At 61.7% G+C, this 26,282-nt stretch carries 23 protein-coding genes and 1 pseudogene; 16 read left to right on the plus strand and 8 right to left on the minus strand.

What is annotated here, in order from left to right:
• The first annotated feature begins 1 nt into the window (after position 1).
• From dgcA to HYE77_RS04050, 4 genes are all read left to right on the plus strand, one after another.
• Entirely contained in the window at positions 2-2,062 is a 2,061-nt protein-coding gene (gene dgcA, locus HYE77_RS04035; protein ID WP_087694764.1) for a dimethylglycine demethylation protein DgcA, read from the plus strand.
• Positions 2,063-2,220: 158 nt separating this feature from the next.
• Positions 2,221-4,161 carry a dimethylglycine demethylation protein DgcB gene (dgcB, locus tag HYE77_RS04040; RefSeq protein WP_177068439.1) on the plus strand — a complete coding sequence of 647 codons (1,941 nt, stop codon included), beginning with the start codon at positions 2,221-2,223 and terminating at the stop codon, positions 4,159-4,161.
• Positions 4,161-5,381: an electron transfer flavoprotein subunit alpha/FixB family protein gene (locus tag HYE77_RS04045; protein WP_177068440.1), complete on the plus strand. Its 1,221-nt coding sequence runs from the start codon at positions 4,161-4,163 to the stop codon at positions 5,379-5,381. The genes dgcB and HYE77_RS04045 overlap by 1 nt, the downstream gene beginning before the upstream one ends.
• Positions 5,382-5,391: 10 nt before the next feature.
• Entirely contained in the window at positions 5,392-6,162 is a 771-nt protein-coding gene (locus HYE77_RS04050) for an electron transfer flavoprotein subunit beta (RefSeq protein ID WP_102370063.1), read from the plus strand.
• A gap of 801 nt (positions 6,163-6,963) precedes the next feature.
• On the opposite strand, the gene gbcA is transcribed toward HYE77_RS04050, so the two are convergent.
• Positions 6,964-8,259 (minus strand): glycine-betaine demethylase subunit GbcA, encoded by a 1,296-nt coding sequence (gbcA, locus tag HYE77_RS04055; RefSeq protein WP_003216945.1) that lies wholly within the window; start codon positions 8,257-8,259, stop codon positions 6,964-6,966.
• A gap of 280 nt (positions 8,260-8,539) precedes the next feature.
• On the opposite strand from gbcA, the gene gbcB reads away from it, so the two are divergent.
• Positions 8,540-9,640 (plus strand): glycine-betaine demethylase subunit GbcB, encoded by a 1,101-nt coding sequence (gene gbcB / locus HYE77_RS04060; RefSeq protein ID WP_008430657.1) that lies wholly within the window; start codon positions 8,540-8,542, stop codon positions 9,638-9,640.
• 320 nt (positions 9,641-9,960) lie between these two features.
• On the opposite strand, the gene HYE77_RS04065 is transcribed toward gbcB, so the two are convergent.
• The 3 genes from HYE77_RS04065 to HYE77_RS04075 all read right to left on the minus strand — a co-directional run bounded on the left by HYE77_RS04065 (position 9,961) and on the right by HYE77_RS04075 (position 12,006).
• Positions 9,961-10,494 (minus strand): hypothetical protein, encoded by a 534-nt coding sequence (locus HYE77_RS04065; RefSeq protein WP_008434329.1) that lies wholly within the window; start codon positions 10,492-10,494, stop codon positions 9,961-9,963.
• A gap of 88 nt (positions 10,495-10,582) precedes the next feature.
• Positions 10,583-10,783, minus strand: a complete 201-nt coding sequence (locus HYE77_RS04070) for a hypothetical protein (RefSeq protein ID WP_003209176.1) — start codon at positions 10,781-10,783, stop codon at positions 10,583-10,585.
• 182 nt (positions 10,784-10,965) lie between these two features.
• Complete coding sequence (locus HYE77_RS04075) at positions 10,966-12,006, minus strand: low specificity L-threonine aldolase (protein ID WP_010167499.1); 1,041 nt, start codon at positions 12,004-12,006, stop codon at positions 10,966-10,968.
• Positions 12,007-12,096: 90 nt separating this feature from the next.
• Here HYE77_RS04075 and HYE77_RS04080 point away from each other — a divergent pair, with 90 nt between their 5' ends.
• The 9 genes and pseudogenes from HYE77_RS04080 to fdhA all read left to right on the plus strand — a co-directional run bounded on the left by HYE77_RS04080 (position 12,097) and on the right by fdhA (position 22,080).
• Positions 12,097-12,825, plus strand: coding sequence for a TraX family protein (locus tag HYE77_RS04080; protein ID WP_177068441.1), 729 nt, complete (start codon positions 12,097-12,099; stop codon positions 12,823-12,825).
• A gap of 18 nt (positions 12,826-12,843) precedes the next feature.
• Positions 12,844-12,930 (plus strand): annotated as a pseudogene (locus HYE77_RS32525) (outer membrane lipoprotein carrier protein LolA); the annotation flags it as partial.
• A gap of 154 nt (positions 12,931-13,084) precedes the next feature.
• A complete protein-coding gene (gene glyA, locus HYE77_RS04085) occupies positions 13,085-14,338 on the plus strand; it encodes a serine hydroxymethyltransferase (RefSeq protein WP_008434333.1) in 1,254 nt (417 codons plus the stop codon).
• Positions 14,339-14,360: 22 nt separating this feature from the next.
• The gene (locus HYE77_RS04090) at positions 14,361-15,611 is read left to right on the plus strand and encodes a sarcosine oxidase subunit beta (RefSeq protein WP_003209185.1); all 1,251 of its coding nucleotides are present in this window, start codon (positions 14,361-14,363) and stop codon (positions 15,609-15,611) included.
• 15 nt (positions 15,612-15,626) lie between these two features.
• Positions 15,627-15,929: a sarcosine oxidase subunit delta gene (locus HYE77_RS04095; protein WP_093204269.1), complete on the plus strand. Its 303-nt coding sequence runs from the start codon at positions 15,627-15,629 to the stop codon at positions 15,927-15,929.
• Positions 15,926-18,943 (plus strand): sarcosine oxidase subunit alpha, encoded by a 3,018-nt coding sequence (locus HYE77_RS04100; protein ID WP_177068442.1) that lies wholly within the window; start codon positions 15,926-15,928, stop codon positions 18,941-18,943. The genes HYE77_RS04095 and HYE77_RS04100 overlap by 4 nt, the downstream gene beginning before the upstream one ends.
• A 132-nt stretch (positions 18,944-19,075) precedes the next feature.
• Positions 19,076-19,708, plus strand: a complete 633-nt coding sequence (locus HYE77_RS04105; protein ID WP_008434339.1) for a sarcosine oxidase subunit gamma — start codon at positions 19,076-19,078, stop codon at positions 19,706-19,708.
• Between the two features lie 120 nt (positions 19,709-19,828).
• Positions 19,829-20,686 (plus strand): formyltetrahydrofolate deformylase, encoded by an 858-nt coding sequence (gene purU, locus HYE77_RS04110; protein ID WP_003209192.1) that lies wholly within the window; start codon positions 19,829-19,831, stop codon positions 20,684-20,686.
• 194 nt (positions 20,687-20,880) lie between these two features.
• The gene (fdhA, locus tag HYE77_RS04115) at positions 20,881-22,080 is read left to right on the plus strand and encodes a formaldehyde dehydrogenase, glutathione-independent (RefSeq protein WP_003209194.1); all 1,200 of its coding nucleotides are present in this window, start codon (positions 20,881-20,883) and stop codon (positions 22,078-22,080) included.
• Positions 22,081-22,145: 65 nt separating this feature from the next.
• Here the strand turns inward: fdhA and HYE77_RS04120 are convergent, their stop codons facing one another.
• The 3 genes from HYE77_RS04120 to HYE77_RS04130 all read right to left on the minus strand — a co-directional run bounded on the left by HYE77_RS04120 (position 22,146) and on the right by HYE77_RS04130 (position 23,998).
• On the minus strand, positions 22,146-22,604 hold the full coding sequence (locus HYE77_RS04120; RefSeq protein WP_177068443.1) for an anti-sigma factor domain-containing protein: 459 nt from the start codon (positions 22,602-22,604) through the stop codon (positions 22,146-22,148).
• 84 nt (positions 22,605-22,688) lie between these two features.
• A complete protein-coding gene (locus HYE77_RS04125) occupies positions 22,689-23,366 on the minus strand; it encodes an anti-sigma factor domain-containing protein (RefSeq protein ID WP_003209197.1) in 678 nt (225 codons plus the stop codon).
• Positions 23,363-23,998, minus strand: a complete 636-nt coding sequence (locus tag HYE77_RS04130) for a sigma-70 family RNA polymerase sigma factor (RefSeq protein ID WP_173882993.1) — start codon at positions 23,996-23,998, stop codon at positions 23,363-23,365. Before HYE77_RS04130 ends, HYE77_RS04125 begins: the two co-directional genes overlap by 4 nt.
• A gap of 153 nt (positions 23,999-24,151) precedes the next feature.
• On the opposite strand from HYE77_RS04130, the gene HYE77_RS04135 reads away from it, so the two are divergent.
• Complete coding sequence (locus HYE77_RS04135; RefSeq protein ID WP_003209203.1) at positions 24,152-24,721, plus strand: DUF2780 domain-containing protein; 570 nt, start codon at positions 24,152-24,154, stop codon at positions 24,719-24,721.
• On the opposite strand, the gene HYE77_RS04140 is transcribed toward HYE77_RS04135, so the two are convergent.
• Entirely contained in the window at positions 24,718-25,605 is an 888-nt protein-coding gene (locus HYE77_RS04140) for an acyltransferase (protein WP_102370059.1), read from the minus strand. The genes HYE77_RS04135 and HYE77_RS04140 overlap by 4 nt on opposite strands.
• 173 nt (positions 25,606-25,778) lie before the next feature.
• On the opposite strand from HYE77_RS04140, the gene HYE77_RS04145 reads away from it, so the two are divergent.
• Complete coding sequence (locus tag HYE77_RS04145; protein WP_003209205.1) at positions 25,779-26,279, plus strand: ATP-dependent zinc protease; 501 nt, start codon at positions 25,779-25,781, stop codon at positions 26,277-26,279.
• The last annotated feature ends 3 nt before the right edge of the window (positions 26,280-26,282 follow it).

Consider the following 26,282-nt stretch of genomic DNA (forward strand, 5'->3'; position numbering starts at 1 on the left):
CATGGCTTTCGAAGCAATGTTTGCGCCGATCCAGATCGGCAAACTGACCATCCGCAACCGCGTGCTCAGTACCGCTCACGCCGAGGTGTATGCCACCGACGGCGGCATGACCACCGACCGCTATGTGAAGTACTACGAAGAGAAAGCCAAGGGCGGGATCGGCCTGGCGATCTGCGGCGGTTCTTCCAGTGTCGCCATCGACAGCCCGCAAGGCTGGTGGAAGTCGGTGAACCTGGCGGATGACCGGATCATCCCGCACTTCCAGAACCTGGCCGACGCCATGCACAAGCATGGCGCCAAGATCATGATCCAGATTACCCACATGGGCCGTCGCTCGCGCTGGGACGGCGAGCACTGGCCCACGCTGCTGTCGCCTTCGGGCATCCGCGAGCCGGTGCACCGCGCCACCTGCAAGACCATCGAGCCTGAAGAAATCTGGCGGGTGATCGGCAACTACGCTACCGCTGCGGCACGGGCCAAGGCGGGTGGCCTGGACGGTGTGGAACTGTCGGCGGTGCACCAGCACATGATCGACCAGTTCTGGAGCCCTCGGGTCAACAAACGTACTGACGAATGGGGCGGCAGCTTCGAAAACCGCATGCGTTTCGGCCTTGAGGTGTTGAAGGCGGTACGCAAGGAAGTCGGCCCGGATTTCTGCGTCGGCATCCGTTTGTGCGGCGACGAATTCCATCCGGACGGCCTGTCCCACGAGGACATGAAACAGATCGCCAAGTACTACGACGACACCGGCATGCTCGACTTCATCGGCGTGGTCGGCTCGGGGTGCGACACCCACAACACCCTGGCCAACGTTATCCCGAACATGAGTTATCCACCGGAGCCGTTCCTGCACCTGGCGGCCGGCATCAAGGAAGTGGTCAAGGCCCCGGTGCTGCACGCGCAGAACATCAAGGACCCGAACCAGGCCACGCGCATCCTGGAAGGCGGCTACGTGGACATGGTCGGCATGACCCGCGCCCACATCGCCGACCCGCACCTGATCGCCAAGATCAAGATGGGCCAGATCGACCAGATCAAACAGTGCGTCGGCGCCAACTACTGCATCGACCGCCAGTACCAGGGCCTGGATGTGCTGTGCATCCAGAACGCCGCCACTTCCCGTGAATACATGGGCGTGCCGCACATCATCGAGAAATCCACCGGGCCAAAACGCAAAGTCGTGGTGGTGGGGGCCGGCCCGGCCGGGATGGAAGCGGCGCGGGTGGCTGCCGAACGTGGCCACGACGTGACGTTGTTCGAGAAGAAAGAATTTATCGGCGGGCAAATCACCACTGCATCGAAAGCCCCGCAGCGTGACCAGATTGCCGGGATCACCCGCTGGTTCCAGCTGGAACTGGCGCGCCTGAACGTCGACCTGCGCCTGGGCGTGGCGGCGGACGCGGCAACCATCCTTGACCTGCGCCCGGACGTGGTGGTGCTGGCGGTGGGCGGTCATCCGTTCCTGGAGCAGAACGAACACTGGGGCGCGGCTGAAGGCCTGGTGGTCAGCAGCTGGGACGTGCTCGACGGCAAGGTTCTACCTGGCAAGAACGTGCTGGTGTACGACACCATCTGCGAGTTCACCGGCATGTCGGTGGCCGACTTCCTCGCGGACAAGGGCAGCCAGGTCGAGATCGTCACCGACGACATCAAGCCGGGCGTGGCCGTGGGCGGTACGTCGTTCCCGACGTACTACCGCAGCATGTACCCCAAGGAAGTGATCATGACCGGCGACATGATGCTGGAAAAGGTCTACCGCGAAGGCGACAAGCTGGTGGCGGTGCTGGAGAACGAATACACCGGGGCCAGGGAAGAGCGGGTGGTGGACCAGGTGGTGGTCGAGAACGGCGTGCGTCCGGACGAAGAGCTCTACTACGGGCTCAAGGCAGGCTCGCGCAACAAGGGCCAGATGGACATCGAGGCCCTGTTCGCGATCAAGCCGCAGCCGTGCCTGAGCGAGCCGGGCGAGGGGTACTTGCTGTTCCGCATTGGTGACTGCGTGGCCCAGCGTAATACCCACGCGGCCATCTATGACGCCCTGCGCCTGTGCAAGGATTTCTGACGAGGTGTACTCGGTCAAATGTGGGAGCGGGCTTGCTCGCGAAAGCGGTGTGTCAGCCACTGGATGCATCGACTGACACGCTGCCTTCGCGAGCAAGCCCGCTCCCACATTTCGGGCCAGTTTCACAGTAGACCTGTGTGGTCTTCGGGAGCTTCACCATGTTGAACACCCTTCTTCCCATCCTGCTCTTCGCCGCCCTGGGCCTTGCCGTCCTCGGCGCGCTGCGCCGGGTGAACATGTGGCGCCGCGGGCGGTCCTCCAAGGTCGACTTGCTCGGCGGCCTGTTGGCCATGCCCAAGCGCTACATGGTCGACCTGCACCATGTGGTCGCCCGCGACAAATACATCGCCAACACCCACGTCGCCACAGCCCTGGGCTTTGTGCTCTCGGCGCTGCTGGCGATCCTGGTGCACGGTTTCGGCCTGCATAACCGCATCCTCGGCTACGCCTTGCTGTTGGCTTCGGTGCTGATGTTTGTCGGCGCCACCTTCGTCTACCTGCGCCGTCGCAACCCGCCTGCACGCCTGTCGAAAGGCCCGTGGATGCGCCTGCCGAAAAGCCTGATGGCGTTCTCGGTGAGCTTCTTCCTGGTGACCTTGCCGGTGGCCGGGATTCTGCCGGCGGACTTCGGCGGCTGGCTGCTCGCCGCGCTGCTGAGCCTGGGCGTGTTGTGGGGCGTGTCGGAAATGTTCTTCGGCATGACCTGGGGCGGGCCGATGAAACACGCCTTCGCCGGTGCCCTGCACCTGGCCTGGCACCGCCGCGCCGAACGCTTCGGCGGCGGCCGTTCCACCGGTTTGAAACCCCTGGACCTCGCCGATAAAAGCGCGCCCCTGGGCGTGGAAAAACCGGTGGATTTCACCTGGAACCAACTGCTCGGCTTCGACGCCTGCGTGCAGTGCGGCAAGTGCGAAGCCGCGTGCCCGGCGTTCGCCGCCGGCCAGCCACTGAACCCGAAAAAACTTATCCAGGACATGGTCGTCGGCCTGGCCGGTGGCACCGACGCCAAGTTCGCCGGCAGCCCGTATCCGGGCAAAGCCATCGGCGAACACGCCGGCAACCCGCACCAGCCAATCGTCAATGGTCTGGTGGATGCGGAAACCCTGTGGTCCTGCACCACCTGCCGCGCCTGCGTGGAAGAGTGCCCGATGATGATCGAGCACGTGGACGCCATCGTCGACATGCGCCGCCACCTCACCCTGGAAAAAGGCGCGACCCCGAACAAGGGCGCCGAAGTCCTGGAAAACCTGATCGCCACCGACAACCCCGGCGGTTTTGCGCCGGGCGGGCGGATGAACTGGGCGGCGGATTTGAACCTGCCCTTGCTCAGCGACAAGAAAACCGTCGACGTGCTGTTCTGGGTCGGCGACGGTGCCTTCGACATGCGCAACCAGCGCACCCTGCGCTCGTTCGTCAAAGTGCTGAAAGCCGCCAAGGTCGACTTCGCCGTACTGGGCCTTGAAGAGCGCGACAGCGGCGACGTGGCCCGGCGCCTGGGCGATGAAGCCACTTTCCAGCTGCTGGCCGCACGCAATATCCAGACCCTGGCCAAGTACAGCTTCAAGCGCATCGTCACCTGCGACCCCCACAGTTTCCACGTGCTGAAAAACGAATACGGCGCCTTCGATGGCAACTACCTGGTGCAGCACCACAGCACCTACATGGCCGAACTGATCGACGCCGGCGCCCTGAACCTGGGCCAGCACAAAGGCAACAGCGTGACCTATCACGACCCGTGCTACCTGGGCCGCTACAACGGTGAGTACGAGGCACCGCGCCAAGTGCTGCGGGCGCTGGGGATCGAGGTCAAGGAAATGCAGCGCTCCGGTTTCCGCTCGCGCTGCTGCGGTGGCGGTGGCGGGGCGCCGATCACCGATATTCCCGGCAAGCAGCGGATTCCCGACATGCGCATGGAAGACATCCGCGAGACCGGCGCCGAACTGGTGGCCGTGGGTTGTCCACAGTGCACGGCGATGCTGGAAGGCGTGGTCGAACCGCGTCCCTTGATCAAGGACATTGCCGAACTGGTAGCTGACGCGTTGCTTGAAGACGCGGCACCGGCCAAGGCGCCGAAACGCGAACCTGCGGAGGTGCATTGATGAGCGACATTATCCGCCGCGACCCACGGGCCGAATGGATCGCCCGTAACCGCCTGCACCCGCTGCACGCGGCGATGCAGCCGGTGCAACACAGCTGGATGGGGCCCAATGGGGTCATCCGCAAGAACGTGCACGGTGTCGGTTTTATCGGCCCCAACGGCATCAAGCGTATTGACCGCAGCGGCGCCCAGCAGGGCGGCGCGGCCAAGCGTACGGCAGCGGTGGAAGTGCAATTGCCGCTGCATCAGGTGGCAGCCCCCGCGTTCTATATCAACGTGGTGCCGGACATGGTCGGCGGCCGCCTGAGCAGCCACGACCGCGACTTGCTGGGCCTGGCCCGGCAACTGGCCGGCGACGACGGTGCGGTATTGGCCGTGGTGTTCGGCGAACACAAGGAAAACGCCTTCGCCACTGCCGGTGTGGATCGGCTGCTGGTGTTGGACGGGCATGAGTTCGACGGTTATTCACCGGAGCAACGGGTTCACGGTCTGCGGGCTGTGGATAACCAGTTCAACCCGCGCCACTGGTTGCTGCCGGACAGCCGCAGTGGCGGTGGTGAATTGGGGCGGCGTTTTGCCGCGAGCCTCAAGGAGCGCCCGGCCACGCGGGTCTGGCAGATCAAGGGCCAGGAATGTATTGGCCGTGCAGGCGCGGGTCAGGAGGATCTTGCCCGCCCACTGCCACGGATGATCCTGGCTGCGGCGGAGTGCGCCGATCCCGTCAGCGAAACCCGTCACGAAGTGCTGCCGGTGGAGTTATCCACAAGCCTGGCCCGCAGCTTGCCGCGCATTGAGGATTTGGGCGCGGTGGCCGTGGACCCGGGGGCAATTCCCATGGCGGAGGCCGAATTCATCTTCTCGGGCGGCAACGGGGTCAAGGACTGGGCACTGTTCCACCAGACTGCTGCCGCGTTGGGTGCTACAGAAGGCGCCTCGCGGGTGGCGGTGGATGACGGCTTCATGGCTCGGGATCGTCAGGTCGGCGCCAGCGGTACCTGGGTCACCGCGCGGGTTTACGTGGCGGTGGGGATTTCCGGGGCGATCCAGCACCTGCAAGGCATTGGTGCCTGCGACAAGGTGGTGGCCATCAACCTCGACCCGGGTTGCGACATGATCAAGCGTGCCGACCTGTCGGTGATCGGCGAAAGCGCCGCGATACTGCAAGCCTTGATCGTTGCGGTCGAGGCCTACCGCCACGGCGCCAAGCGCGATGCGGCTTAAGGAAATGGCCATGACGACGAATGTAATCAGCCTGGTGTCCATCGGCGCCCACCCGACTTCAGGCCGCCCACGCCGCGCCGAGCAAGATGCGCGCGCTGTGGAACTGGGCCTGCAACTGGCTGGGGATAACCTGCAAGTGCTGCACGCCGGCGACATCGGCGAACCCACCCTGCGCGCTTACCTGGGCATGGGCTTGCCGCAGTTGCACGTGCTTGAACAACCGGCCGGGGCAGACGCCTTGCCGGTGCTCGGCGACTATCTGCGGGACGCGGGCGCCCAGGTGGTGCTCACCGGCAGCCAGGCGGAAACCGGCGAAGGCTCGGGCATGTTGCCGTTCCTGCTGGCCGAGCAACTGGGTTGGCCGTTGATTGTCGGCCTGGCCCAGGTGGAATCCATCGAAGGCGGCGTGGCCCATGTGCTGCAGGCCTTGCCTCGCGGCCAACGGCGGCGGCTGAAGGTGCGCCTGCCGTTTATGGCCACGGTGGATAACGCGGCGCCCAAGCCACGGCAAAGCGCCTACGGCCCGGCGCAACGCGGTGAGCTGACGGCCCATGACGTCGAGGTGTTGGAGGATGAGTTATTCACAGGCGCTGTATTGCAGCCGGCCAAGCCTCGGCCCAAGCGCCTCAAGGTGATCAAGGCCAAAAGCGGTGCCGACCGGATGAAGGCTGCAACGGCCAAGGCCAGCGGCGGCGGTGGGCAGGTGCTCAAAGGCGTGAGCCCGGAAGCGGGCGCTGAAGCCATTCTTAAATTGCTTATAGAAGAAGGTGTAGTGCGCTGATCCACTGTGGGAGCGGGCTTGCTCGCGAAGGCGGTGTGTCAGGTAACTCATGTACCGACTGATCCGCCGCTTTCGCGAGCAAGCCCGCTCCCACACTGTTTTGCGGCGATTGTGGCTTTACCCACAATCCCTGTTAACCCACCTGTGGATAACCTGTTCGCGGCTGTCCACACCCCATGCAAATCAAGCCCTCCAGCTCGCTGTACGAAAAATAACCAACCTAACTGACGGTTTTTCCTTGGGTTTTTCTGTGGATAAGGAAAATACCCGGCGCAGACTTGCCCCCAAAGTCTGTTGGTGCTTCTGTGGATAAGATGTTCGCTATCCGCTGTAGGCCATATAACGCGTGGCTTACAGTGCGTTGATTAAAATGTAACCAATATCGCTATTCCGGCTGGTTTTTGCTCTCAAAGCCGCGATTTTCCTCGGTTTAAGCCGGTTTTCCACAGATGGTCCAAAGTTGCCCCCAAAGTCTGTTGGCGCTTCTGTGGATAAGGTGTTTGCGTTCCTCTGTAGCCTATGCAGGACGTGGCTTTCAGGCTTTAGGTCAAAAAATGATCAATGTGGGATAAAACCGGTACCTTTGAATAAGTCACGGATTTTCTTGGTTTTATTTCGACGGGAAAGCGCAGTTGCCCACAATTGCTGTGGGTGGCTTTGTGGATAAGTTGTTGGGCAATGGCTGGAAGTAAGGCGGGCAGCGGTCTGTCACGGTGTTGGATGAATTTTGTACAGTCACAAACCAGTGTGGGGGCCGGGCAAGCCCGGCTCCCACATTTTGATCGGCGGCGTGTCAGCCGGTTACTCGTGTACGGCGACGCCTTTCAGATACGGCGCTGGCGCCGCCCCCAGGTTGCTCAGCATCCGCTCGCTGTACCAGTCCACAAAGTTGACCACACCAAACTCATAAGTCTTGGAGTACGGCCCTGGCTGGTATGCGGTGGAGTTGATGCCGCGCTGGTTCTCTTCGGCCAGGCGACGGTCCTGGTCATTGGTGGCGTCCCACACTTTGCGCATGCGCTCGACGTCGTAGTCCACACCCTCCACGGCGTCCTTGTGCACGATCCACTTGGTGGTGACCATGGTTTCCTGGGCACTGATCGGCCACACGGTGAACACAATGATGTGGTCGCCCATGCAGTGGTTCCACGAGTGAGGCAGGTGCAGGATGCGCATCGAGCCCAGGTCCGGGTTCTTGATGCGGCCCATCAGCTTGTTGCAGCCTTGCTTGCCGTCGAGGGTCATCGACACGGTGCCCTTGAGCAGCGGCATGCGCACGATGCGGTTACGCAGGCCGAAGCTGGCGTGGGCGTAAGGGATCTTTTCGGCATCCCAGGCGGCGGCGGAGGCGGCCACGTGGTCCTTGAAGGCCTGGTCGGCCCGCGGGTCGGTGACGTCGTCCCATTCCAGCAGGGTTTTCAACAGTTCCGGGTGCGACGCGTTGCAGTGGTAGCACTCGCGGTTGTTTTCCAGCACCAGCTTCCAGTTGGCTTTTTCAAACAAGGTGGTCTGGATCGCCACCTTGGTGTTCTCCATGTCGTAGGGTTCCATGTAGTGGCTCAAGGTCGACAGGAAGTCGTCGATGGCCGGCGGGTTCTCCGACAGGCTGATAAAGATGTAGCCACCGGCGGTCTTCACATTCACCGGCTTGAGGCCGTATTGCTTCATGTCGAAGTCGGCGCCCATTTCGGTACCGGCGAACAGCAGGCGGCCGTCCAGTTCATAGGTCCACTGGTGGTAATGGCACACCAGCTTGGCGACCTTGCCCTTGTCGCTGGTGCACAAGCGCGAACCGCGGTGGCGGCACACGTTATGGAATGCGTGCACCACACCATCGGCGCCACGGATCACGATGATCGGGTTCTTGCCCACTTGCAGGGTGATGTAGTTGCCCTTGGCGGGGATCTCGCAGGTCATGCCGGCGATCAACCACTCTTTCTGGAAAATTTCCTGCATGTCGATATCGAACAGCCGTTCATCAGAGTAAAACGGCTGCGGCAGCGAAAAGGTCCGCTCGCGTTCTTGCAGCATTTGCGCAGTGGCCTTGCGTGCGGGTTCCAGCGGATCGCCCAAGCTTAAGGTTGCGGTGACGTCCATCGTGTGTGTCCTCATGGCCATTCTGTGTGGCCGGCGAATAGTGGCTAGGTTTTGCAGCAAGGCGTAAAGAAAGCGTCTTTGTTGGGAGCGAGTGTGGGCCCCACAACGGCCAGAACCTTATCCATGAACGACATGGCCCACTCTGTTCCCGACGCGCAACCCCCGTGGTATGGGGGCTGGTCGCGATAAGTATGTGAATGTCGCAGATAGGTAAATGGGTGATTCGCTCGTTACGCAGAATCGCCACCATAAGGCCGATCACACGGCTATGGAGAACAGCATGTCCAACAGCTTCCTGAACCCGGTAACAACCCAGACCTGGGCCAATGGTCGGCACATCGTCCGTTGCGTCAAAGTCATCCAGGAAACCTGGGACGTGCGCACCTTCTGCTTTATGGCCGACCAGCCGATCCTGTTCTTTTTCAAGCCCGGGCAGTTCGTCACCCTGGAGCTGGAAATCGACGGCCAGCCGATCATGCGTTCGTACACTATTTCCAGTTCGCCGTCGGTGCCTTACAGCTTTTCGGTGACCATCAAGCGCGTGCCGGGCGGCAAGGTGTCCAACTGGTTGCATGACACGCTGCATGAAGGCCAGGAGCTGGCGGTGCACGGGCCGGTGGGGTTGTTCAATGCCATCGACTTCCCGAGCCCGAAAGTGCTGTACCTCAGTGGTGGTGTCGGTATTACCCCGGTGATGTCCATGGCGCGCTGGTTCTACGACACCAACGCCAACGTCGACATGACGTTTATCCACAGCGCCCGCTCGCCAAAGGACATCATTTACCACCGCGAGCTGGAGCATATGGCGTCGCGGATTGATAACTTCAGCCTGCACCTGATTTGCGAGAAACACGGCCTGGGTGAACCCTGGGCCGGTTATCGCGGTTACCTCAACCACAAGATGCTCGAACTGATGGTGCCGGACTTCCTGGAGCGGGAAGTCTTCTGTTGCGGCCCGACGCCTTACATGAACGCGGTAAAGCGCCTGCTGGAAGCCGCCGGCTTCGACATGAGCCGCTACCACGAGGAATCCTTTGGCGCGACGCCACCGGAAGCCCGGGCCGACGCGGTGGAACAAGCCGAACAAGCGGCGGATGCACCGGAGATCGACCTGGCGGACCTGCATCAGGTGGAATTCATTGCCTCTGGCAAGAGCATCCGCGTGGCACCGGGCGAGACTGTTCACGCAGCGGCGGCCAAGCTTGGCCTGCTGATTCCGAAAGCTTGCGGCATGGGGATCTGTGGGACGTGCAAGGTGCTGAAGCTGGGCGGGGAGGTCGAGATGGACCACAACGGCGGGATCACCGAGGAAGACGAAGCCGAGGGTTACATCCTGTCGTGCTGCAGCGTGCCGAAGGGTGATGTGCGCATCGAGTTCTAATGATCGTTCCCACGCTCCGCGTCGGAATGCCTCCTTGGACGCTCCGCGTCCCGCTGTGTGACGCGGAGCGTCACGGGCTGCATTCCCACGCAGAGCGTGGGAACGATCAGGCCCAGCCCTGAATCTCGATCAGGCCGTCCGGTCCTGCATAGTTGCGGGCGCTGGAATACCGCCAGTGCTCGGCCAAGTCCACACAACCCCGCTTCACAGGAATCGATCGTTCCCACGCTCCGCGTGGGAATGCCTCCTTGGACGCTCTGCGTCCCGCTGTGTGACGCGGAGCGTCACGGGCTGCATTCCCACGCAGAGCGTGGGAACGATCAGGCCCAGCGCTGAATTTCAATCAGGCCATCCTGTCCTGCATAGTTGCGGGCGCTGGAATACCGCCAGTGCTCGGCCAAATCCACATAACCACGCTTCACAGGGTTGTGGTGAATGTAATCAAGCTTTTGGCGCATCACCGCTTCGCTGTACACCAACTCGGCGTGTGACCCCTCTTGCCATAGCTGATAAATCCGGTCCGTTTTATGCGCCCGTTTGCTGAAACGCAAACGCTGCAACACTCGCTCCGCTCCTCGTTTCTGCAGGTCGTCAATGATGGTTCGAGCGGTGAAGGATTTGAACTGGCTGACACATTTACCCAGGTCAGGTGCTTGAGCGACGAAGTGCAGATGGTTTTCGAGAACGACGTAGCCGTAGAGATTGAAATGTTCGTGGGTTTGTTGATATCGCCAGCAACTCAATAGGTGGCCGACAAGGTAGTCGCGGGTAAATAGCGGTGTCCATTCCATGACAGTGCATGTCAGGAAGTGTGGTTTTTCAGGTTCGGTAATGGTGTAGCGGCTTCTGCCCATCAATTCGTCCTTGAACCGTGGTGTGGCCTGGACGCGGAGCGTCCGGGGAGGCGTTCCCACGCAGAGCGTGGGAACGATCAGTTAGAGGTTATTGGGCATAGATATGCACGACGAAGTGCTGGCCGGATGCTGTCAGTTCATAGACCTTGTCAGTGATCCGCAATGTCCTCGTCGGTTCGCTGATGGTGTCACCGATTTTCGCGGATTTTCTGAATTCGTCCCAGTCGATGACGGTGGTGCTGATAGTGCCTTCGCCTAGCAAGTTGTTTCCGTAGCGTTGCGCTTCCATGGTATTGCCCTCTGCTGGATTTCCGTTTCCGGCCGATTATTCGGCTGGCGGTTAGTCCCGAAAGGCGGCCTTTTCCTTCCGGGTTCCAAGAGGCTAGTCAATGAAAACGGAGTTTGTTGCTGTCAGAAATATCAAAAAACAGTCTCGGCCTTTCGCCATTATCTGAGGCGCTGATGCCTACTTCAGGCGCTCATCACTTCCCGAATATCTGCGGCTAATTCTCTTACACGCTCTTCCTCGGTATCCCACGCGCACATGAACCGCGCGCCGCCTTTACCGATGAAGGTGTAGAAGCGCCAGCCCTTGGCCGTCAGCGCGGCAATTGCCGGTTCCGACAGTTGCAGGAACACGCCGTTGGCCTGCACCGGGAACATCAACTCCACACCCGGAATATCCGCCACCAGGCTGCTGAGCAATTGCGCACAGTGGTTGGCGTGGCGGGCGTGTTTGAGCCAGGCGTCGTTTTCCAGCAGGCCCACCCACGGGGCGGAGAGGAAGCGCATCTTTGAGGCAAGCTGCCCGGCCTGTTTGCAGCGGTAGTCGAAGTCTTCGGCCAGCTTGTGGTTGAAGAACAGGATCGCTTCACCCACGGCCATGCCGTTCTTGGTGCCACCAAAGCACAGCACGTCGACCCCGGCTTTCCAGGTCAGGTCGGCCGGCGAGCAGCCGAGGAATGCGCAGGCGTTGGAGAAGCGTGCGCCGTCCATGTGCAGGTTCAACCCCAGTTCCTTGCAGGTGACGCTGATGGCGCGGATTTCTTCCGGGGTGTAGACGCTGCCGACTTCGGTGGCCTGGGTCAGGGTCACGACGCGGGGTTTCGGGTAGTGAATGTCCTGGCGCTTGAGGGCGATCTCGCGGATCGACTCCGGGGTCAGCTTGCCGTTTTCGGTGCGGGCGGTGAGCAGCTTGGAGCCGTTGGAGAAAAACTCCGGCGCGCCGCATTCGTCGGTTTCGACGTGGGCGGTTTCCGAGCAGATCACGCTATGGTAGCTCTGGCACAAGGAGGACAGCGCCAGGGAGTTGGCTGCGGTACCGTTGAAGGCGAAGAACACTTCGCAGTCGGTTTCGAACAGTTTGCGGAAACCGTCGGCGGCGCGGTGGGTCCATTCATCATCGCCATAGGCGCGTTGATGGCCCTGGTTGGCGAGTTCCATGGCGGCCCAGGCTTCCGGGCAGATGCCGGAATAGTTGTCGCTGGCGAATTGTTGGCTCTTGTCGGTCATGGCCCAGTCCTGTGGTCGATGTTGGTGCGCACTTTACCCAAGATTGTCGGGCGGGCGCACGCACTGTTAATGCAAAGTCATTGGGGAATTATGCACGGTTCTGAAAGCGTTCCTGTAAGCCGCGTCCGCGATGGCGCCCTGGACCTGCTCAAGTGGCTGGCGCTGCTGAGTATGGTGCTGGACCACCTGCGGTATGTCGGTTTGAGCCTGGACGGGCTGTATGTGCCGGGGCGCCTGGCGTTCCCGTGGTTTTGCCTGGCGATCGCGGCGAATTTGCATCGGGTCAAGGACGCGCCGGTGACGGGGCAGTGGCGCTATCTGGGCTGGTTGCTGCTGTTCAGTGTGATCAGTGAGGTGCCGTACCGGATGTTCATCGACGACGCCGACACGCTGAACGTACTGCCGACCCTGGCGCTGGGTTTGCTGGTTGCCCGGGGATGGCAGCAGAAGACGGTTATTGATCGAGGATTGGCGTTGATCGCGCTGGTTTTGGCGGGGTTGTTTTCGGCTCAGTTGATGTTCGGGTTTTTTGGTGTGCTGCTGCCGTTGGCGATGCTGCTGGTGTTTCGCCGGCCGTGGTACTTCAGCGTGCTGCCGGGTGTGGTGTGCCTGGCTGCCAATCAATGGCAGATCCTGCTCAATAGCGGCACGCTGGTGGCGATGCTGGGATTGGCGACATGCCTGATTGCGCCGCTGGCCGGATTGGTCTTGTTGCGACATGCCGGGCAGGTATCGCCACCGGCCATGCGGCGCTGGGCGTATGCGCTTTATCCGGCGCATTTCCTGCTGCTGCTACTCCTTCGAAAGATCATCGCCTAACCCCTTGTAGGAGCGAGCTTGCTCGCGAAAAACGTCAACGATTACGAGGGCTGTCTGGATGCGCGCGGCGCCCTCAGGTTTTTCGCGAGCAAGCTCGCTCCTACAAATGCCGGGGGCCATGTCGTAAACGCACCTTTGCGTGGCGTCCATAGGCATTTGACCTCTCTGCGCCAGCCCTACCATCGCATCAAAGGGCCCCTCCGTCGTGCGGCGGCCCCAACAATACGATTGGCGCACCGCCGCCGCTGGGAGAGACGCGATGTTCAGCAAGCAAGACCAGATCCAGGGTTATGACGATGCACTGCTGGCGGCCATGAATGCCGAGGAGCAGCGCCAGGAAGATCATATCGAGCTGATCGCGTCAGAGAACTACACCAGCAAGCGTGTCATGGAAGCCCAGGGCAGCGGCCTCACCAACAAGTACGCCGAAGGATACCCGGGCAAGCGTTACTACGGCGGCTGCGAGCACGTGGACAAGGTCGAAGTGCTCGCCATCGAGCGTGCCAAGCAGCTGTTCGGCGCCGACTATGCCAACGTGCAGCCGCACTCCGGTTCGTCCGCCAACAGTGCGGTGTACCTGGCGCTGTTGAACGCCGGCGACACCATCCTCGGCATGAGCCTGGCCCACGGCGGCCACCTGACCCACGGCGCCAAAGTGTCGTCCTCGGGCAAGCTGTACAACGCGGTGCAATACGGCATCGACACCAACACCGGGCTGATCGACTACGACGAGGTCGAGCGCCTGGCCGTGGAGCACAAGCCGAAGATGATCGTGGCGGGTTTTTCCGCCTACTCCAAGACCCTGGATTTCCCGCGCTTTCGCCAGATCGCCGACAAGGTCGGTGCGCTGCTGTTCGTCGACATGGCCCACGTCGCCGGCCTGGTGGCCGCCGGTCTGTACCCGAACCCGCTGCCCTACGCCGATGTGGTCACCACCACCACCCACAAGACCCTGCGCGGTCCACGTGGCGGGTTGATCCTGGCCAAGTCCAACGAAGAAATTGAAAAGAAACTCAACTCTGCGGTATTCCCGGGCGCCCAGGGCGGCCCGCTGATGCACGTGATTGCCGGCAAGGCGGTGTGCTTCAAGGAAGCCCAGGAACCAGGTTTCAAGGCCTATCAACAGCAAGTGATCGACAACGCCCAGGCCATGGCCGGCGTGTTTATCAAACGCGGCTACGATGTAGTGTCCGGCGGCACCGATAACCACCTGTTCCTGGTCAGCCTGATCCGTCAGGGCCTCACCGGCAAAGATGCGGACGCCGCCCTCGGTCGCGCTCACATCACCGTCAACAAGAACGCCGTGCCCAACGACCCGCAGTCGCCCTTCGTGACCTCGGGCCTGCGTATCGGCACGCCGGCGGTGACCACACGCGGCTTCAAAGTGACCCAATGCCTGGAGTTGGCCGGCTGGATCTGCGACATCCTCGACAACCTCGGCGACGCCGATGTGGAGGCCAACGTCGCCAAGCATGTGGCCGCCCTGTGCGCTGATTTCCCGGTTTATCGCTGAGCGCGGTTTTGGAGTAATGACTATGCAACGCTACTCGGGCTTCGGCCTCTTCAAGCACTCACTCAGCCACCACGAAAACTGGCAGAAGATGTGGCGCACGCCCACCCCGAAAAAGGTCTACGACGTGGTCATCGTCGGCGGCGGCGGGCATGGTCTGGCGACGGCTTACTACCTGGCCAAGGAACACGGCATCACTAATGTGGCGGTGGTCGAGAAAGGCTGGCTGGGCGGCGGTAACACCGCGCGCAACACCACCATCGTGCGGTCCAACTACCTGTGGGACGAGTCGGCGCACCTGTACGAACACGCGATGAAACTCTGGGAAGGTTTGTCCCAGGATTTGAACTACAACGTGATGTTCTCCCAGCGTGGCGTCTACAACCTGTGCCACACCCTGCAGGATATCCGTGACTCCGAGCGTCGCGTCAGCGCCAACCGCCTAAACGGTGTGGACGGCGAACTGCTCAACGCCAAACAAGTGGCCGATGAGATTCCGTACCTCGACTGCTCCAAGAACACTCGCTACCCGGTAATGGGCGCCACCGTGCAACGGCGCGGCGGCGTGGCCCGTCACGATGCCGTGGCCTGGGGCTTTGCCCGCGCCGCTGACGCACTGGGCGTGGACCTGATCCAGCAGACCGAAGTCATCGGTTTCCGCAAGGAAAACGGTGTGTGCATCGGCGTGGAAACCAACAAAGGCTTCATCGGCGCCAAGCGCGTCGGCGTGGTGACGGCGGGTAACTCCGGCCACATGGCTTCGCTCGCGGGCTTCCGCCTGCCGATCGAATCCCACCCGCTGCAAGCACTGGTGTCGGAGCCGATCAAACCGATTATCGACAGCGTGATCATGTCCAACGCCGTGCACGGTTACATCAGCCAGTCCGACAAGGGCGACCTGGTGATCGGCGCCGGTATCGACGGCTACAACGGCTATGGCCAGCGCGGCTCGTACCCGGTGATCGAGCACACCATCCAGGCCATCGTCGAGATGTTCCCGGTGCTGTCCCGCGTGCGCATGAACCGCCAGTGGGGCGGCATCGTCGACACCACGCCGGATGCCTGCCCGATCATCTCCAAGACCCCGGTCCCGAACATGTTCTTCAACTGCGGTTGGGGCACCGGTGGTTTTAAAGCGACTCCAGGCTCAGGCAACGTATTTGCCGCCAGCCTGGCCAAGGGTGAAATGCACCCGTTGGCCGCTCCTTTCTCCATCGACCGTTTCCACAACGGTGCGCTGATCGACGAACACGGCGCTGCGGCCGTCGCCCACTAACAGGAGAAATTCCCTATGTTGCATATCTTCTGTCCTCACTGTGGCGAACTGCGCTCCGAAGAGGAATTCCACGCCTCCGGCCAAGCGCACATCCCGCGCCCACTGGACCCGAACACCTGCACCGACGAGGAGTGGGGCGACTACATGTTCTTCCGCGACAACCCGCGCGGCCTGCACCACGAACTGTGGATTCACGCCGCCGGTTGCCGCCAGTATTTCAACGCGACCCGCGACACCGTGACCTACGAAATTCTTGAAACCTACAAGATTGGCAGCAAGCCGCAATTCACCGCCAAGGCTTCTGGAGAGAAGGTATGAGCCAGATCAATCGCCTGTCCAACGGTGGTCGCATCGACCGTAACAAAGCCCTGAGCTTTACCTTCAACGGCCAGAGCTACAAAGGCTTTGAAGGCGACACATTGGCCGCTGCGCTGCTGGCCAACGGCGTCGACATCATCGGTCGCAGCTTCAAGTATTCCCGCCCGCGCGGCATCTTCGCCGCCGGTGCCGAAGAGCCGAACGCGGTGCTGCAGATCGGCGCCACCGAAGCCACGCAAATCCCCAACGTGCGCGCCACGCAACAGGCGCTGTACCAGGGTTTGGTCGCCACCAGCACCAACGGCTGGCCGAGCGTGAACAACGACATGATGGGCATTCTCGGCAAGGTCGGCGGCAAGCTGATGCCGCCGGGTTTCTACTACAAAACCTTCATGTACCCGCAATCGTTCTGGATGACTTACGAGAAGTACATCCGTAAGGCTGCAGGTTTAGGCCGCTCGCCGACCGAGAACGATCCGGACACCTACGACTACATGAACCGTCATTGCGACGTGCTGATTGTGGGCGCGGGCCCTGCCGGCCTGGCGGCTGCGTTGGCCGCCGCCCGCAGTGGCGCCCGGGTGATCATCGCGGACGAGCAGGAAGAATTCGGCGGCTCCTTGCTGGATTCCCGCGAAAGCCTCGATGGCAAGCCGGCGGCTGAATGGGTCGCCAGTGTTATTGCGGAACTGAAATCCCTGCCGGACGTGGTGCTGCTGCCTCGCGCCACCGTCAACGGTTACCACGACCATAACTTCCTGACCATTCACGAACGCCTCACCGACCACCTCGGTGACCGTGCGCCGATCGGCCAGGTGCGTCAGCGTATCCACCGGGTTCGCGCCAAGCGCGTGGTGTTGGCCACTGGTGCGTGCGAGCGTCCGCTGGTGTACGGCAACAACGACGTACCGGGCAACATGCTGGCGGGAGCGGTCTCCACTTACGTGCGTCGCTACGGCGTGGCACCGGGCAAGAAGCTGGTGCTGTCCACCAACAACGATCACGCCTACCGCGTGGCGCTGGACTGGTTCGACGCCGGCCTCAGCGTTGTCGCCGTAGCCGATGCCCGCCACAACCCACGGGGCGCGCTGGTTGAAGAGGCGCGTGCCAAAGGCATTCGCATCCTCACCGGCAGCGCCGTGATCGAAGCCCGTGGCAGCAAGCACGTCACTGGCGCCCGCGTTGCGGCCATTGATGTGAAAGCCCACAAAGTCACCAGCCCCGGCGAATGGCTGGACTGCGACCTGGTCGCCAGTTCCGGCGGCTACAGCCCGGTGGTCCACCTGGCCTCGCACCTGGGCGGCAAGCCGACCTGGCGTGAAGACATCCTCGGTTTTGTACCGGGCGAAGCACCGCAGAAACGCGTGTGCGTCGGTGGCATCAATGGCGTCTATGGCCTCGGCGATTCCCTGGCCGACGGTTTTGAAGGTGGCGTGCGCGCTGCCAGCGAAGCCGGGTTTGCGCCGGTGGAAGGTACGCTGCCCAAAGCCTTGAGCCGTCTGGAGGAACCGACTCTGGCGCTGTTCCAGGTGCCTCACGAGAAAGCTACCGCACGGGCGCCGAAGCAATTTGTCGACCTGCAGAACGACGTCACCGCAGCCGCCATCGAACTCGCCACCCGTGAAGGTTTCGAGTCGGTGGAGCACGTCAAGCGCTACACCGCACTGGGATTCGGCACTGACCAGGGCAAGCTCGGCAACGTCAACGGCCTGGCCATCGCGGCCCGTTCGCTGAATGTGACCATCCCGCAGATGGGCACTACCATGTTCCGTCCCAACTACACGCCGGTAACCTTCGGCGCGGTAGCAGGCCGGCACTGTGGGCACATCTTCGAGCCGGTGCGCTACACCGCGCTGCAAGCCTGGCACGTGAAAAACGGCGCCGAGTTTGAGGACGTCGGCCAGTGGAAACGCCCATGGTATTTCCCGCGCAACGGTGAAGACCTGCACGCCGCAGTGAAGCGCGAATGCCTGGCCGTGCGTGACAGCGTCGGCCTGCTGGACGCGTCCACCCTCGGCAAGATCGACATCCAGGGCCCGGATGCCCGCGAGTTCCTCAACCGCATCTACAGCAACGCCTGGACCAAGCTCGACGTGGGCAAGGCCCGCTACGGCCTGATGTGCAAGGAAGACGGCATGGTCTTCGACGACGGCGTGACTGCCTGCCTCGCCGACAACCACTTCCTGATGACCACCACCACCGGCGGCGCAGCACGCGTACTCCAGTGGCTGGAAATCTACCAGCAGACCGAATGGCCGGACCTCAAGGTGTACTTCACCTCGGTCACCGACCACTGGGCAACCATGACCTTGTCCGGCCCCAACAGCCGCAAACTGCTGAGCGAAGTCACCGACATCGACCTGGACAAGGACGGCTTCCCGTTCATGACCTGGAAAGAAGGCCTGGTTGGCGGCGTGCCGGCGCGGGTGTTCCGGATTTCGTTTACCGGTGAGCTGTCGTACGAAGTCAACGTGCAGGCCGACTACGCCATGGGCGTGCTCGAGAAAATCGTCGAGGCCGGCAAGAAGTACAACCTGACGCCTTATGGCACCGAAACCATGCACGTGCTGCGGGCCGAGAAGGGTTTCATCATCGTCGGCCAGGATACCGACGGCTCGATGACCCCGGACGACCTGAACATGGGCTGGTGTGTAGGCCGTACCAAACCGTTCTCGTGGATTGGCTGGCGCGGGATGAATCGCGAAGACTGTGTGCGTGAAGACCGCAAGCAGCTTGTCGGACTCAAGCCGATTGACCCGAACGTGTGGCTGCCGGAAGGCGCGCAACTGGTGTTCGACACCAAGCAGACGATCCCGATGAAGATGGTCGGCCATGTCACCTCCAGTTATGCCCACAACTCCCTCGGTTATTCGTTTGCCATGGGCGTGGTGAAGGGCGGCTTGAAGCGCATCGGCGAGCGGGTGTTTGCACCGCTGGCGGATGGCAGCGTGATCGAGGCGGAGATTGTTTCTTCGGTGTTCTTTGATCCTAAAGGCGACCGCCAGAACATCTGACACCTGATCGTTCCCACGCTCCGCGTGGGAATGCATCCCGGGGCGCTCTGCGCCCCAAGAGCGGACGCAGAGCGTCCATGGCGGCATTCCCACGCAGAGCGTGGGAACGATCAAATTCAACACAGGTGCTTTATGACAGCAGCCAATGTTTACCAACAACGCCCCACCTCCGGAGCCAAGGCCGAGTCGTCGCTGCACCATGCCGACCTCGCCAGCCTGGTAGGCAAGGGCCGCAAGAATGCCGGCGTGACCGTGCGTGAAAAGAAACTGCTGGGCCACCTGACCATTCGTGGCGATGGCCATGACGCAGCCTTCGCCGCCGGTGTGCACAAAGCCTTGGGTATCGAATTGCCCGGTGCCCTGCAAGTCATCGTCAAGGGTGAGACCAGCTTGCAATGGCTCGGTCCGGATGAGTGGTTGCTGGTAGTGCCAGGCGGTGAGGAATTCGCCGCCGAGCAAAGTTTGCGTGAGGCGCTGGGTGATTTGCATATCCAGGTCGTCAACGTCAGCGGCGGCCAGCAGATTCTCGAACTCAGCGGCCCGAACGTGCGTGACGTGCTGATGAAATCCACCAGCTACGACGTGCACCCCAACAGCTTCCCGGTGGGCAAGGCGGTGGGTACGGTGTTTGCCAAGTCGCAATTGGTGATTCGCCATACTGCTGAAGACACCTGGGAGCTGGTGATTCGTCGCAGCTTCTCGGATTACTGGTGGCTGTGGTTGCAGGATGCGGCGGCTGAGTATGGTTTAAGCGTCCAGGCCTGATCGTTCCCACGCTCCGCGTGGGAATGCATCCCGGGACGCTCCGCGTCCCAAGAGCGGACGCAGAGCGTCCATTGCGGCGTTCCCACGCAGAGCGTGGGAACGATCAAGGAGTCACGAATAATGAGCCGCGTACCCGATACATGGATTTTGACCGCCGACTGCCCCAGCGTGCTCGGCACGGTAGACGCGGTCACTCGCTACCTGTTCGAGCAGGGCTGCTACGTCACTGAGCACCACTCCTTCGATGACCGGCTCTCGGGCCGGTTCTTCATCCGCGTGGAGTTCCGCCAGCCCGATGGTTTCGACGAACAAGCCTTCCGCGATGGCCTGGCCACCCGTGGCGAAGCCTTCGGCATGATCTTCGAACTGACCGCGCCGAACTACCGGCCGAAAGTGGTGATCATGGTCTCCAAGGCCGATCACTGCCTCAACGATTTGCTCTACCGCCAGCGCATCGGCCAACTGTCGATGGACGTGGTCGCCGTAGTCTCCAACCACCCGGACCTCAAGCCCCTGGCCGACTGGCACCAGATTCCCTATTACCACTTTCCCCTGGACCCCAACGACAAGCCGTCGCAGGAGCGCCAGGTGTGGCAGGTGATCGAAGAGTCCGGCGCCGAGCTGGTGATCCTTGCGCGCTACATGCAAGTGCTGTCGCCGGAGCTGTGCCGCAAGCTTGACGGTAAAGCCATCAACATCCACCACTCCCTGCTGCCCGGTTTCAAGGGCGCCAAGCCGTATCACCAGGCTTACAACAAGGGGGTGAAACTGGTGGGCGCTACTGCGCATTACATCAATAACGATTTGGACGAAGGCCCGATCATCGCCCAGGGCGTGGAGGTGGTGGACCACAGTCACTATCCGGAAGATTTGATTGCCAAGGGACGGGATATCGAAGGCCTGACCCTGGCCCGGGCCGTGGGGTATCACATTGAGCGGCGGGTGTTCTTGAACGCCAATCGGACAGTGGTGCTCTGATGGACGCCTTCGCGAGCAAGCCCGCTCCCACATTCGACCGCATTTCAAAGGTAGGACTCGGTCAACTGTGGGAGCGGGCTTGCTCGCGAAGAGGCCCTTACTAACAACGCAAAAACAGCATCTGTACCCGAGCACTTAAACGCGCTGCCTGCCTGGGCAACGCGGTTCCATAAAAACAACAGCGAGGTGAAAGCATGTCTGGTAATCGTGGTGTCGTGTATCTCGGCAACGGCAAGGTCGAAGTACAGAAAATCGACTATCCCAAAATGCAGGACCCCCGTGGCAGGAAGATTGAGCACGGCGTCATCCTGCGCGTGGTCTCCACCAACATCTGCGGCTCCGACCAACACATGGTGCGCGGCCGCACCACTGCCCAGACCGGCCTGGTCTTGGGCCACGAAATCACCGGCGAAGTGATCGAGAAGGGCAGCGACGTCGAGAACCTGAAGATCGGCGACCTGGTGTCGGTGCCGTTCAACGTCGCATGCGGCCGTTGCCGTTCCTGCAAAGAGCAGCACACCGGCGTGTGCCTGACCGTCAACCCGGCCCGTGCCGGTGGCGCCTACGGCTATGTCGACATGGGCGACTGGACCGGTGGCCAGGCCGAATACGTGCTGGTGCCTTACGCCGACTTCAACCTGTTGAAACTGCCGGACCGCGACAAGGCCATGGAGAAAATCCGCGACCTGACTTGCCTCTCCGACATCCTGCCCACTGGCTACCACGGTGCAGTCACTGCGGGCGTTGGCCCGGGCAGCACGGTCTACATCGCCGGTGCCGGGCCTGTGGGCCTGGCAGCTGCCGCCTCCGCTCGCCTGCTGGGCGCTGCGGTGGTGATCATCGGTGACGTCAACCCGATCCGCCTGGCCCACGCCAAGGCCCAGGGTTTTGAAATTGCCGACCTGTCGAAAGACACCCCGCTGCACGAACAGATCGCTGCGTTGCTGGGCGAGCCGGAAGTGGATTGCGCCGTCGATGCCGTGGGTTTCGAAGCGCGTGGCCATGGTCATGAAGGGGCCAAGGCAGAGGCTCCGGCCACCGTGCTCAACTCGTTGATGGGCGTGGTGCGGGTGGCTGGCAAAATCGGTATTCCGGGCCTGTACGTGACAGAAGACCCGGGTGCCGTGGATGCCGCTGCAAAAATGGGCAGCCTGAGCATTCGTTTCGGCCTGGGCTGGGCCAAGTCCCACAGCTTCCACACCGGGCAAACCCCAGTGATGAAGTACAACCGCCAGTTGATGCAGGCGATCATGTGGGACCGTATCAACATTGCCGACATCGTCGGTGTGGAAGTCATCAGCCTGGATGACGCGCCACGCGGGTACGGTGAGTTCGATGCGGGCGTGCCGAAGAAGTTTGTGATTGATCCGCACAAGTTGTTCAGCGCGGCTTAAATCGCGGGCAAATAAAAAGGCGACCTCAGGGTCGCCTTTTTTGCATCTGCGGTTGGGTGGGAGAATCAGCGAATCGCCAACGCTCCCTGATACACCGTTGGCCCCGTCGGCTGCTTGCTCACCGAGCCGCCCTTGGTTTCCGAGCTGACCATCAGTGTCACCGGCTTGCTGATCGACTCCTGCTGGCGAGGGTTGATGCCGATAATGCCTTTGCCGTCTTCCGGCAACAGGCCCAGTGACACTGGCGTGCCGTCAGCCGGAACCGCCCACAGCTCCAGGCTTTGGTCCGGAGCCGGTGCGGTGGCGGCAATCGGCTGCACTTCGAGGTAATCCTTGTGGGCCACGATTTGCGTGGCCGGTTGCTGGGTGGTGTTCACCAGCAATGCGGCAGCCTTGACGCTGTCCTGGGTGTAGAGGGCGCCGCCGACGCCTGCCACTATCACCAAACAGGCGCCGACTAACAGGCGTGGGCGGTTCCAGAATGAAGGCTTGTGCTCAATCACTTGGGGGTTGATCGCAGTCATTAGGCTCTTCCTGACATGTTTTGTAGTCTTTAATGGACCCGGTTAACGGCGATCGGTTCCTCATCCGTCGTATTGAGCCTCGGATCAGAGTGATGCCAATTGGCCCTGATACAGCACCGGCCCGGTGGGTTGTCCGGTCGGCGAGCCCCCCTCAGGCTCAAGGCTCACTGCCAGGGTCAGCGGCGCCGTCAGCAGCGCCTGGTGTTCTTTGCTCAACTGGATTCGGCCGTTACCCGACACCGGCAACAACCCCAGGGAGATGGGTTTGCCGCCTGCCGGGATTGCCCACAGTTCCAACGCGCGGGCCGGCTCCACGGCCGCCAGGGTCAGCGGTTCCACTTGCAGGTGATCCGCGTAGGCCTGGATCTTCAGCGCCGGCTGCTGATCAGCCGCCACCAGCGTGGCGTTGTACTCCACCCCAAGATCGCGCTGGTACAACACACCCACCAATACCGCGATCACCACCCCGCACGCCGCTACCAGCAAGCGCAGGTTCATCCAGAACGGTTTCTTCGCCGGCATATGCAGCACTTGCGGCTCAATGCGCGCCTTGATCCCTTCCCATACGTGGTCCGGCACCGGCCGTTCAGGCAGCGGCCCGGTGAGGCTGGCGAGGGCATCCTGCCAGTGCCCGAGTTCGACGCGCAGCGCCGCGTCATCCCGCAGCAGCGCTTCAAAGCGCCGGCGGGCGGTGGCAGGCATCAGCCCGATGGCGTAGTCAGCCGCCAGGGCGCGGCGCAGGGCGGTGGTCTGGTAGTTCATGATTCAAGGCACCTGCGCAAGCGCTCCATGCCGCGGCGAATCCAGGATTTGACCGAGCCCAGGGGCGCGGCCAGATGTTCGGCCAATTCCGAGCACGACAAGCCCTGGAAGTAAGCCACGGTGATCGATTGACGCTGCATGCCTTCGAGGCTGTCGAGGCAGCGGTTCAGGGCGAGGGCTTCACGCTCGCTGTCGAGCTGTTCATGGGCGCTGGGGCTTTCGTCGGCCGTGGCGTCCTCCTGGCCTTCGTTCAAGGGTTGTTCGCGGTGTTTGCGCAACTGGTCGATCGCCAGGTTGCGGGTGATATTGACCATCCAGGTCATGGGCGCCGACAGATGGGCCTCATAGCGTGAGGCGTTGTACCAGATGCGCACGAAGCTTTCCTGCAACACCTCCTCGGCCAGATCCTTGCGACCCATGAAACGCAAGGCAACACCATGCAAACGCGGGGAAACGCTGCGATAGAGCGTTTCGAACGCCTGGCGATTACCCAGTGAACACTGGGCCAGCAATTGCCGTAGCTGATCTGCATCGTGGGTCGAAATAGGGCTTCTCCAGGCGCTTGCAACAGGGCGATGGGACGGCGCACGGTAAAGAGGGCAGGCTGAGGTTAGTCCAGCTTGGGCATTCATTCCATCTACCTCCGTGCGGCTCGTGGTGGATATACGCAGCGCAAGGCGCATCGGATGCAGTGGTTTTCTGAACTAATCTGCAGGGAGGGAACAATCCTTCGGCGTACCCAGTCAAACTCCTGCTTTTTGCGCTTACTTTCAGAGGTTGTCTTGATGAAGATTTCACGCGGTTTTGCCCTGTCCTGCCTGTTGACCGTGGCGGCCAGCCCGGTATTTGCGGCAGGTTTCAGCCTCGGCGACGTGGCCAATGCCGTGTCCGGTGCACAAGGTGGCGACAAGGCAGCAGCGGCTGCACCCACTTCACAGACCGCTGGTCTGCTGCAGGCACTGACCTCGCAATTGAACGTGACCCCTGAGCAGGCCGTTGGTGGTACCGGCGCAATGCTGGGCCTGGCCAAGAATAAATTGGGCGGCGGTGATTACTCGCAACTGACCAAAAGCGTACCGGGCCTGGACAAGCTCTCCGGCAGCAACTCCCTGGGCAGCCTCGGCGCCCTGAGCGGCATGCTCGGCCAGAGCGGCGGCAGCAAGACCTCGGGCCTGGATGGCGTGTTGGGTAACGTGAAAAACACCAACGACTTGAACACTGCGTTCAGTGCGCTGGGCATGGACAGCGGTATGGTGGGCCAGTTTGCGCCGGTTATCCTGAAATACCTGGGCGGCCAGGGCGCCAGCGAATCGGTGCTGGGCAAACTGGCTTCGGCCTGGGGCACTGGCGGCTAAGACCGCTCCGCGCGCAGTTGGGCGATGCGCGCATCCTTCTCCATCCAGAGCTGGTTGACCCAGTTCTGGACTGTCTGGCGAAACGCCGGATCGTTCTCGTAGTCCCCCTGCCACAACGCCGGATCCAGCTCTCGGGTACGGATATCCACGATCACCTTCGGCACCGCACCACTGATCAAGTCCCAGAAGCCCGGAATGTTTTCCTGTGGATAAACCACGGTGACGTCGAGCACCGCATCCAGCTGTTCACCCAACGCCGCGAGCACGAACGCCACGCCACCCGCCTTGGGCTTGAGCAGGCGCTCGAAGGGTGAAGCCTGCTGTTTGCGCTTGGCCGGGGTGAACCGCGTGCCTTCCAGGTAATTCACCACGGTGACCGGCTGGCGCTTGAACAACTCGCAGGCCTCTTTGGTGATTTTCAGGTCCTGGCCTGCCAGTTCCGGGTGTTTGGCCAGGAATGCCTTGCTGTAGCGCTTCATGAACGGGTAATCCAGCGCCCACCAGGCCAGGCCCAGGAAGGGTACCCAGATCAGTTCCTTTTTCAGGAAGAACTTGAAGAACGGCGTGCGCCGGTTGAGGGCCTGGATCAGTGCGGGGATGTCGACCCAGGATTGATGGTTGCTGATCACCAGGTAAGAAGTGTCACCCCGCAGGTCGCCGCCGCCGCGAATGTCCCATTGGGTAGGGATGCACAGGGCGAAGATCAGCTTGTCGATCTCGGCCCAGGTTTCGGCGATCCACATGACGGCCCAGGAGGCATAGTCACGAAAGCGACCGGGGGCCACCAGCTTGAGCAGGGCAAACACCATCAGCGGCCCGAACAGCACCAGGGTGTTGAGCAACAGCAGCAATGTGACGAAACAGCCGGTGAGCAGGCGGCGCATAAGTAACTCTTGGAATCATTTTTGGCCCGCCATGATAAGCAGCTTGGGCCTGGAGACCAAATCGCAAATAAGCTTACGAATGTTTCACAGCGGGCTGGGTATGCTCTGTGATCTAACTAAGCAGCGAATTTGCAGTCTAGAATTGGCCCACTTATTTCAAGGAAACCTCCTACGTGAAATCCATCCTTGCCCTGCTAACGCTGGTGGCCTTGCCTGTCATGGCCGCCGAGCCGACCCTTTACGGTCGCTACGAATACATCCAACTGCCGGAAATCGGTGAGACCTTCAAGGCCAAGATGGACACCGGCGCGCTGACCGCCTCGCTTTCGGCCCGGGACATCGAGACCTTCACCCGTGATGGCGACGACTGGGTACGCTTCCGCCTCGGCGGCAAGGACGCCACCAACAAGGTGTACGAGCACAAGGTGTCGCGCATCAGCAAAATCAAGAGCCGCGCCGACGAAGATGACGACAAGGACGAAGCCACCGTGGCCAAGCGCCCGGTGATCGACCTGGAAATGTGCCTAGGCAACGTCAAGCGCACCGTCGAGGTCAACCTCACCGACCGCAGCAGCTTCAACTACCCGCTGCTGATCGGCGCCAAGGCCCTGCGTGAATTCGGCGCTGCGGTAAACCCGGCCCGCCGTTACACTGCGGACAAACCGGACTGCTGACGG

The sequence above is a fragment of the Pseudomonas sp. IPO3774 genome (genome assembly GCF_013386835.1).
Classification (GTDB): domain Bacteria; phylum Pseudomonadota; class Gammaproteobacteria; order Pseudomonadales; family Pseudomonadaceae; genus Aquipseudomonas.

Bases quoted from the DNA above. Each gene is read 5' to 3' on its own strand.
- dgcA (WP_087694764.1), top strand. From the start codon at position 2: ATGGCTTTCGAAGCAATGTTTGCGCCGATCCAGATCGGCAAACTGACC.
- dgcB (WP_177068439.1), top strand. From the start codon at position 2,221: ATGTTGAACACCCTTCTTCCCATCCTGCTCTTCGCCGCCCTGGGCCTT.
- HYE77_RS04045 (WP_177068440.1), top strand. From the start codon at position 4,161: ATGAGCGACATTATCCGCCGCGACCCACGGGCCGAATGGATCGCCCGT.
- HYE77_RS04050 (WP_102370063.1), top strand. From the start codon at position 5,392: ATGACGACGAATGTAATCAGCCTGGTGTCCATCGGCGCCCACCCGACT.
- gbcA (WP_003216945.1), bottom strand. From the start codon at position 8,259: ATGGACGTCACCGCAACCTTAAGCTTGGGCGATCCGCTGGAACCCGCA.
- gbcB (WP_008430657.1), top strand. From the start codon at position 8,540: ATGTCCAACAGCTTCCTGAACCCGGTAACAACCCAGACCTGGGCCAAT.
- HYE77_RS04065 (WP_008434329.1), bottom strand. From the start codon at position 10,494: ATGGGCAGAAGCCGCTACACCATTACCGAACCTGAAAAACCACACTTC.
- HYE77_RS04070 (WP_003209176.1), bottom strand. From the start codon at position 10,783: ATGGAAGCGCAACGCTACGGAAACAACTTGCTAGGCGAAGGCACTATC.
- HYE77_RS04075 (WP_010167499.1), bottom strand. From the start codon at position 12,006: ATGACCGACAAGAGCCAACAATTCGCCAGCGACAACTATTCCGGCATC.
- HYE77_RS04080 (WP_177068441.1), top strand. From the start codon at position 12,097: ATGCACGGTTCTGAAAGCGTTCCTGTAAGCCGCGTCCGCGATGGCGCC.
- glyA (WP_008434333.1), top strand. From the start codon at position 13,085: ATGTTCAGCAAGCAAGACCAGATCCAGGGTTATGACGATGCACTGCTG.
- HYE77_RS04090 (WP_003209185.1), top strand. From the start codon at position 14,361: ATGCAACGCTACTCGGGCTTCGGCCTCTTCAAGCACTCACTCAGCCAC.
- HYE77_RS04095 (WP_093204269.1), top strand. From the start codon at position 15,627: ATGTTGCATATCTTCTGTCCTCACTGTGGCGAACTGCGCTCCGAAGAG.
- HYE77_RS04100 (WP_177068442.1), top strand. From the start codon at position 15,926: ATGAGCCAGATCAATCGCCTGTCCAACGGTGGTCGCATCGACCGTAAC.
- HYE77_RS04105 (WP_008434339.1), top strand. From the start codon at position 19,076: ATGACAGCAGCCAATGTTTACCAACAACGCCCCACCTCCGGAGCCAAG.
- purU (WP_003209192.1), top strand. From the start codon at position 19,829: ATGAGCCGCGTACCCGATACATGGATTTTGACCGCCGACTGCCCCAGC.
- fdhA (WP_003209194.1), top strand. From the start codon at position 20,881: ATGTCTGGTAATCGTGGTGTCGTGTATCTCGGCAACGGCAAGGTCGAA.
- HYE77_RS04120 (WP_177068443.1), bottom strand. From the start codon at position 22,604: ATGACTGCGATCAACCCCCAAGTGATTGAGCACAAGCCTTCATTCTGG.
- HYE77_RS04125 (WP_003209197.1), bottom strand. From the start codon at position 23,366: ATGAACTACCAGACCACCGCCCTGCGCCGCGCCCTGGCGGCTGACTAC.
- HYE77_RS04130 (WP_173882993.1), bottom strand. From the start codon at position 23,998: ATGAATGCCCAAGCTGGACTAACCTCAGCCTGCCCTCTTTACCGTGCG.
- HYE77_RS04135 (WP_003209203.1), top strand. From the start codon at position 24,152: ATGAAGATTTCACGCGGTTTTGCCCTGTCCTGCCTGTTGACCGTGGCG.
- HYE77_RS04140 (WP_102370059.1), bottom strand. From the start codon at position 25,605: ATGCGCCGCCTGCTCACCGGCTGTTTCGTCACATTGCTGCTGTTGCTC.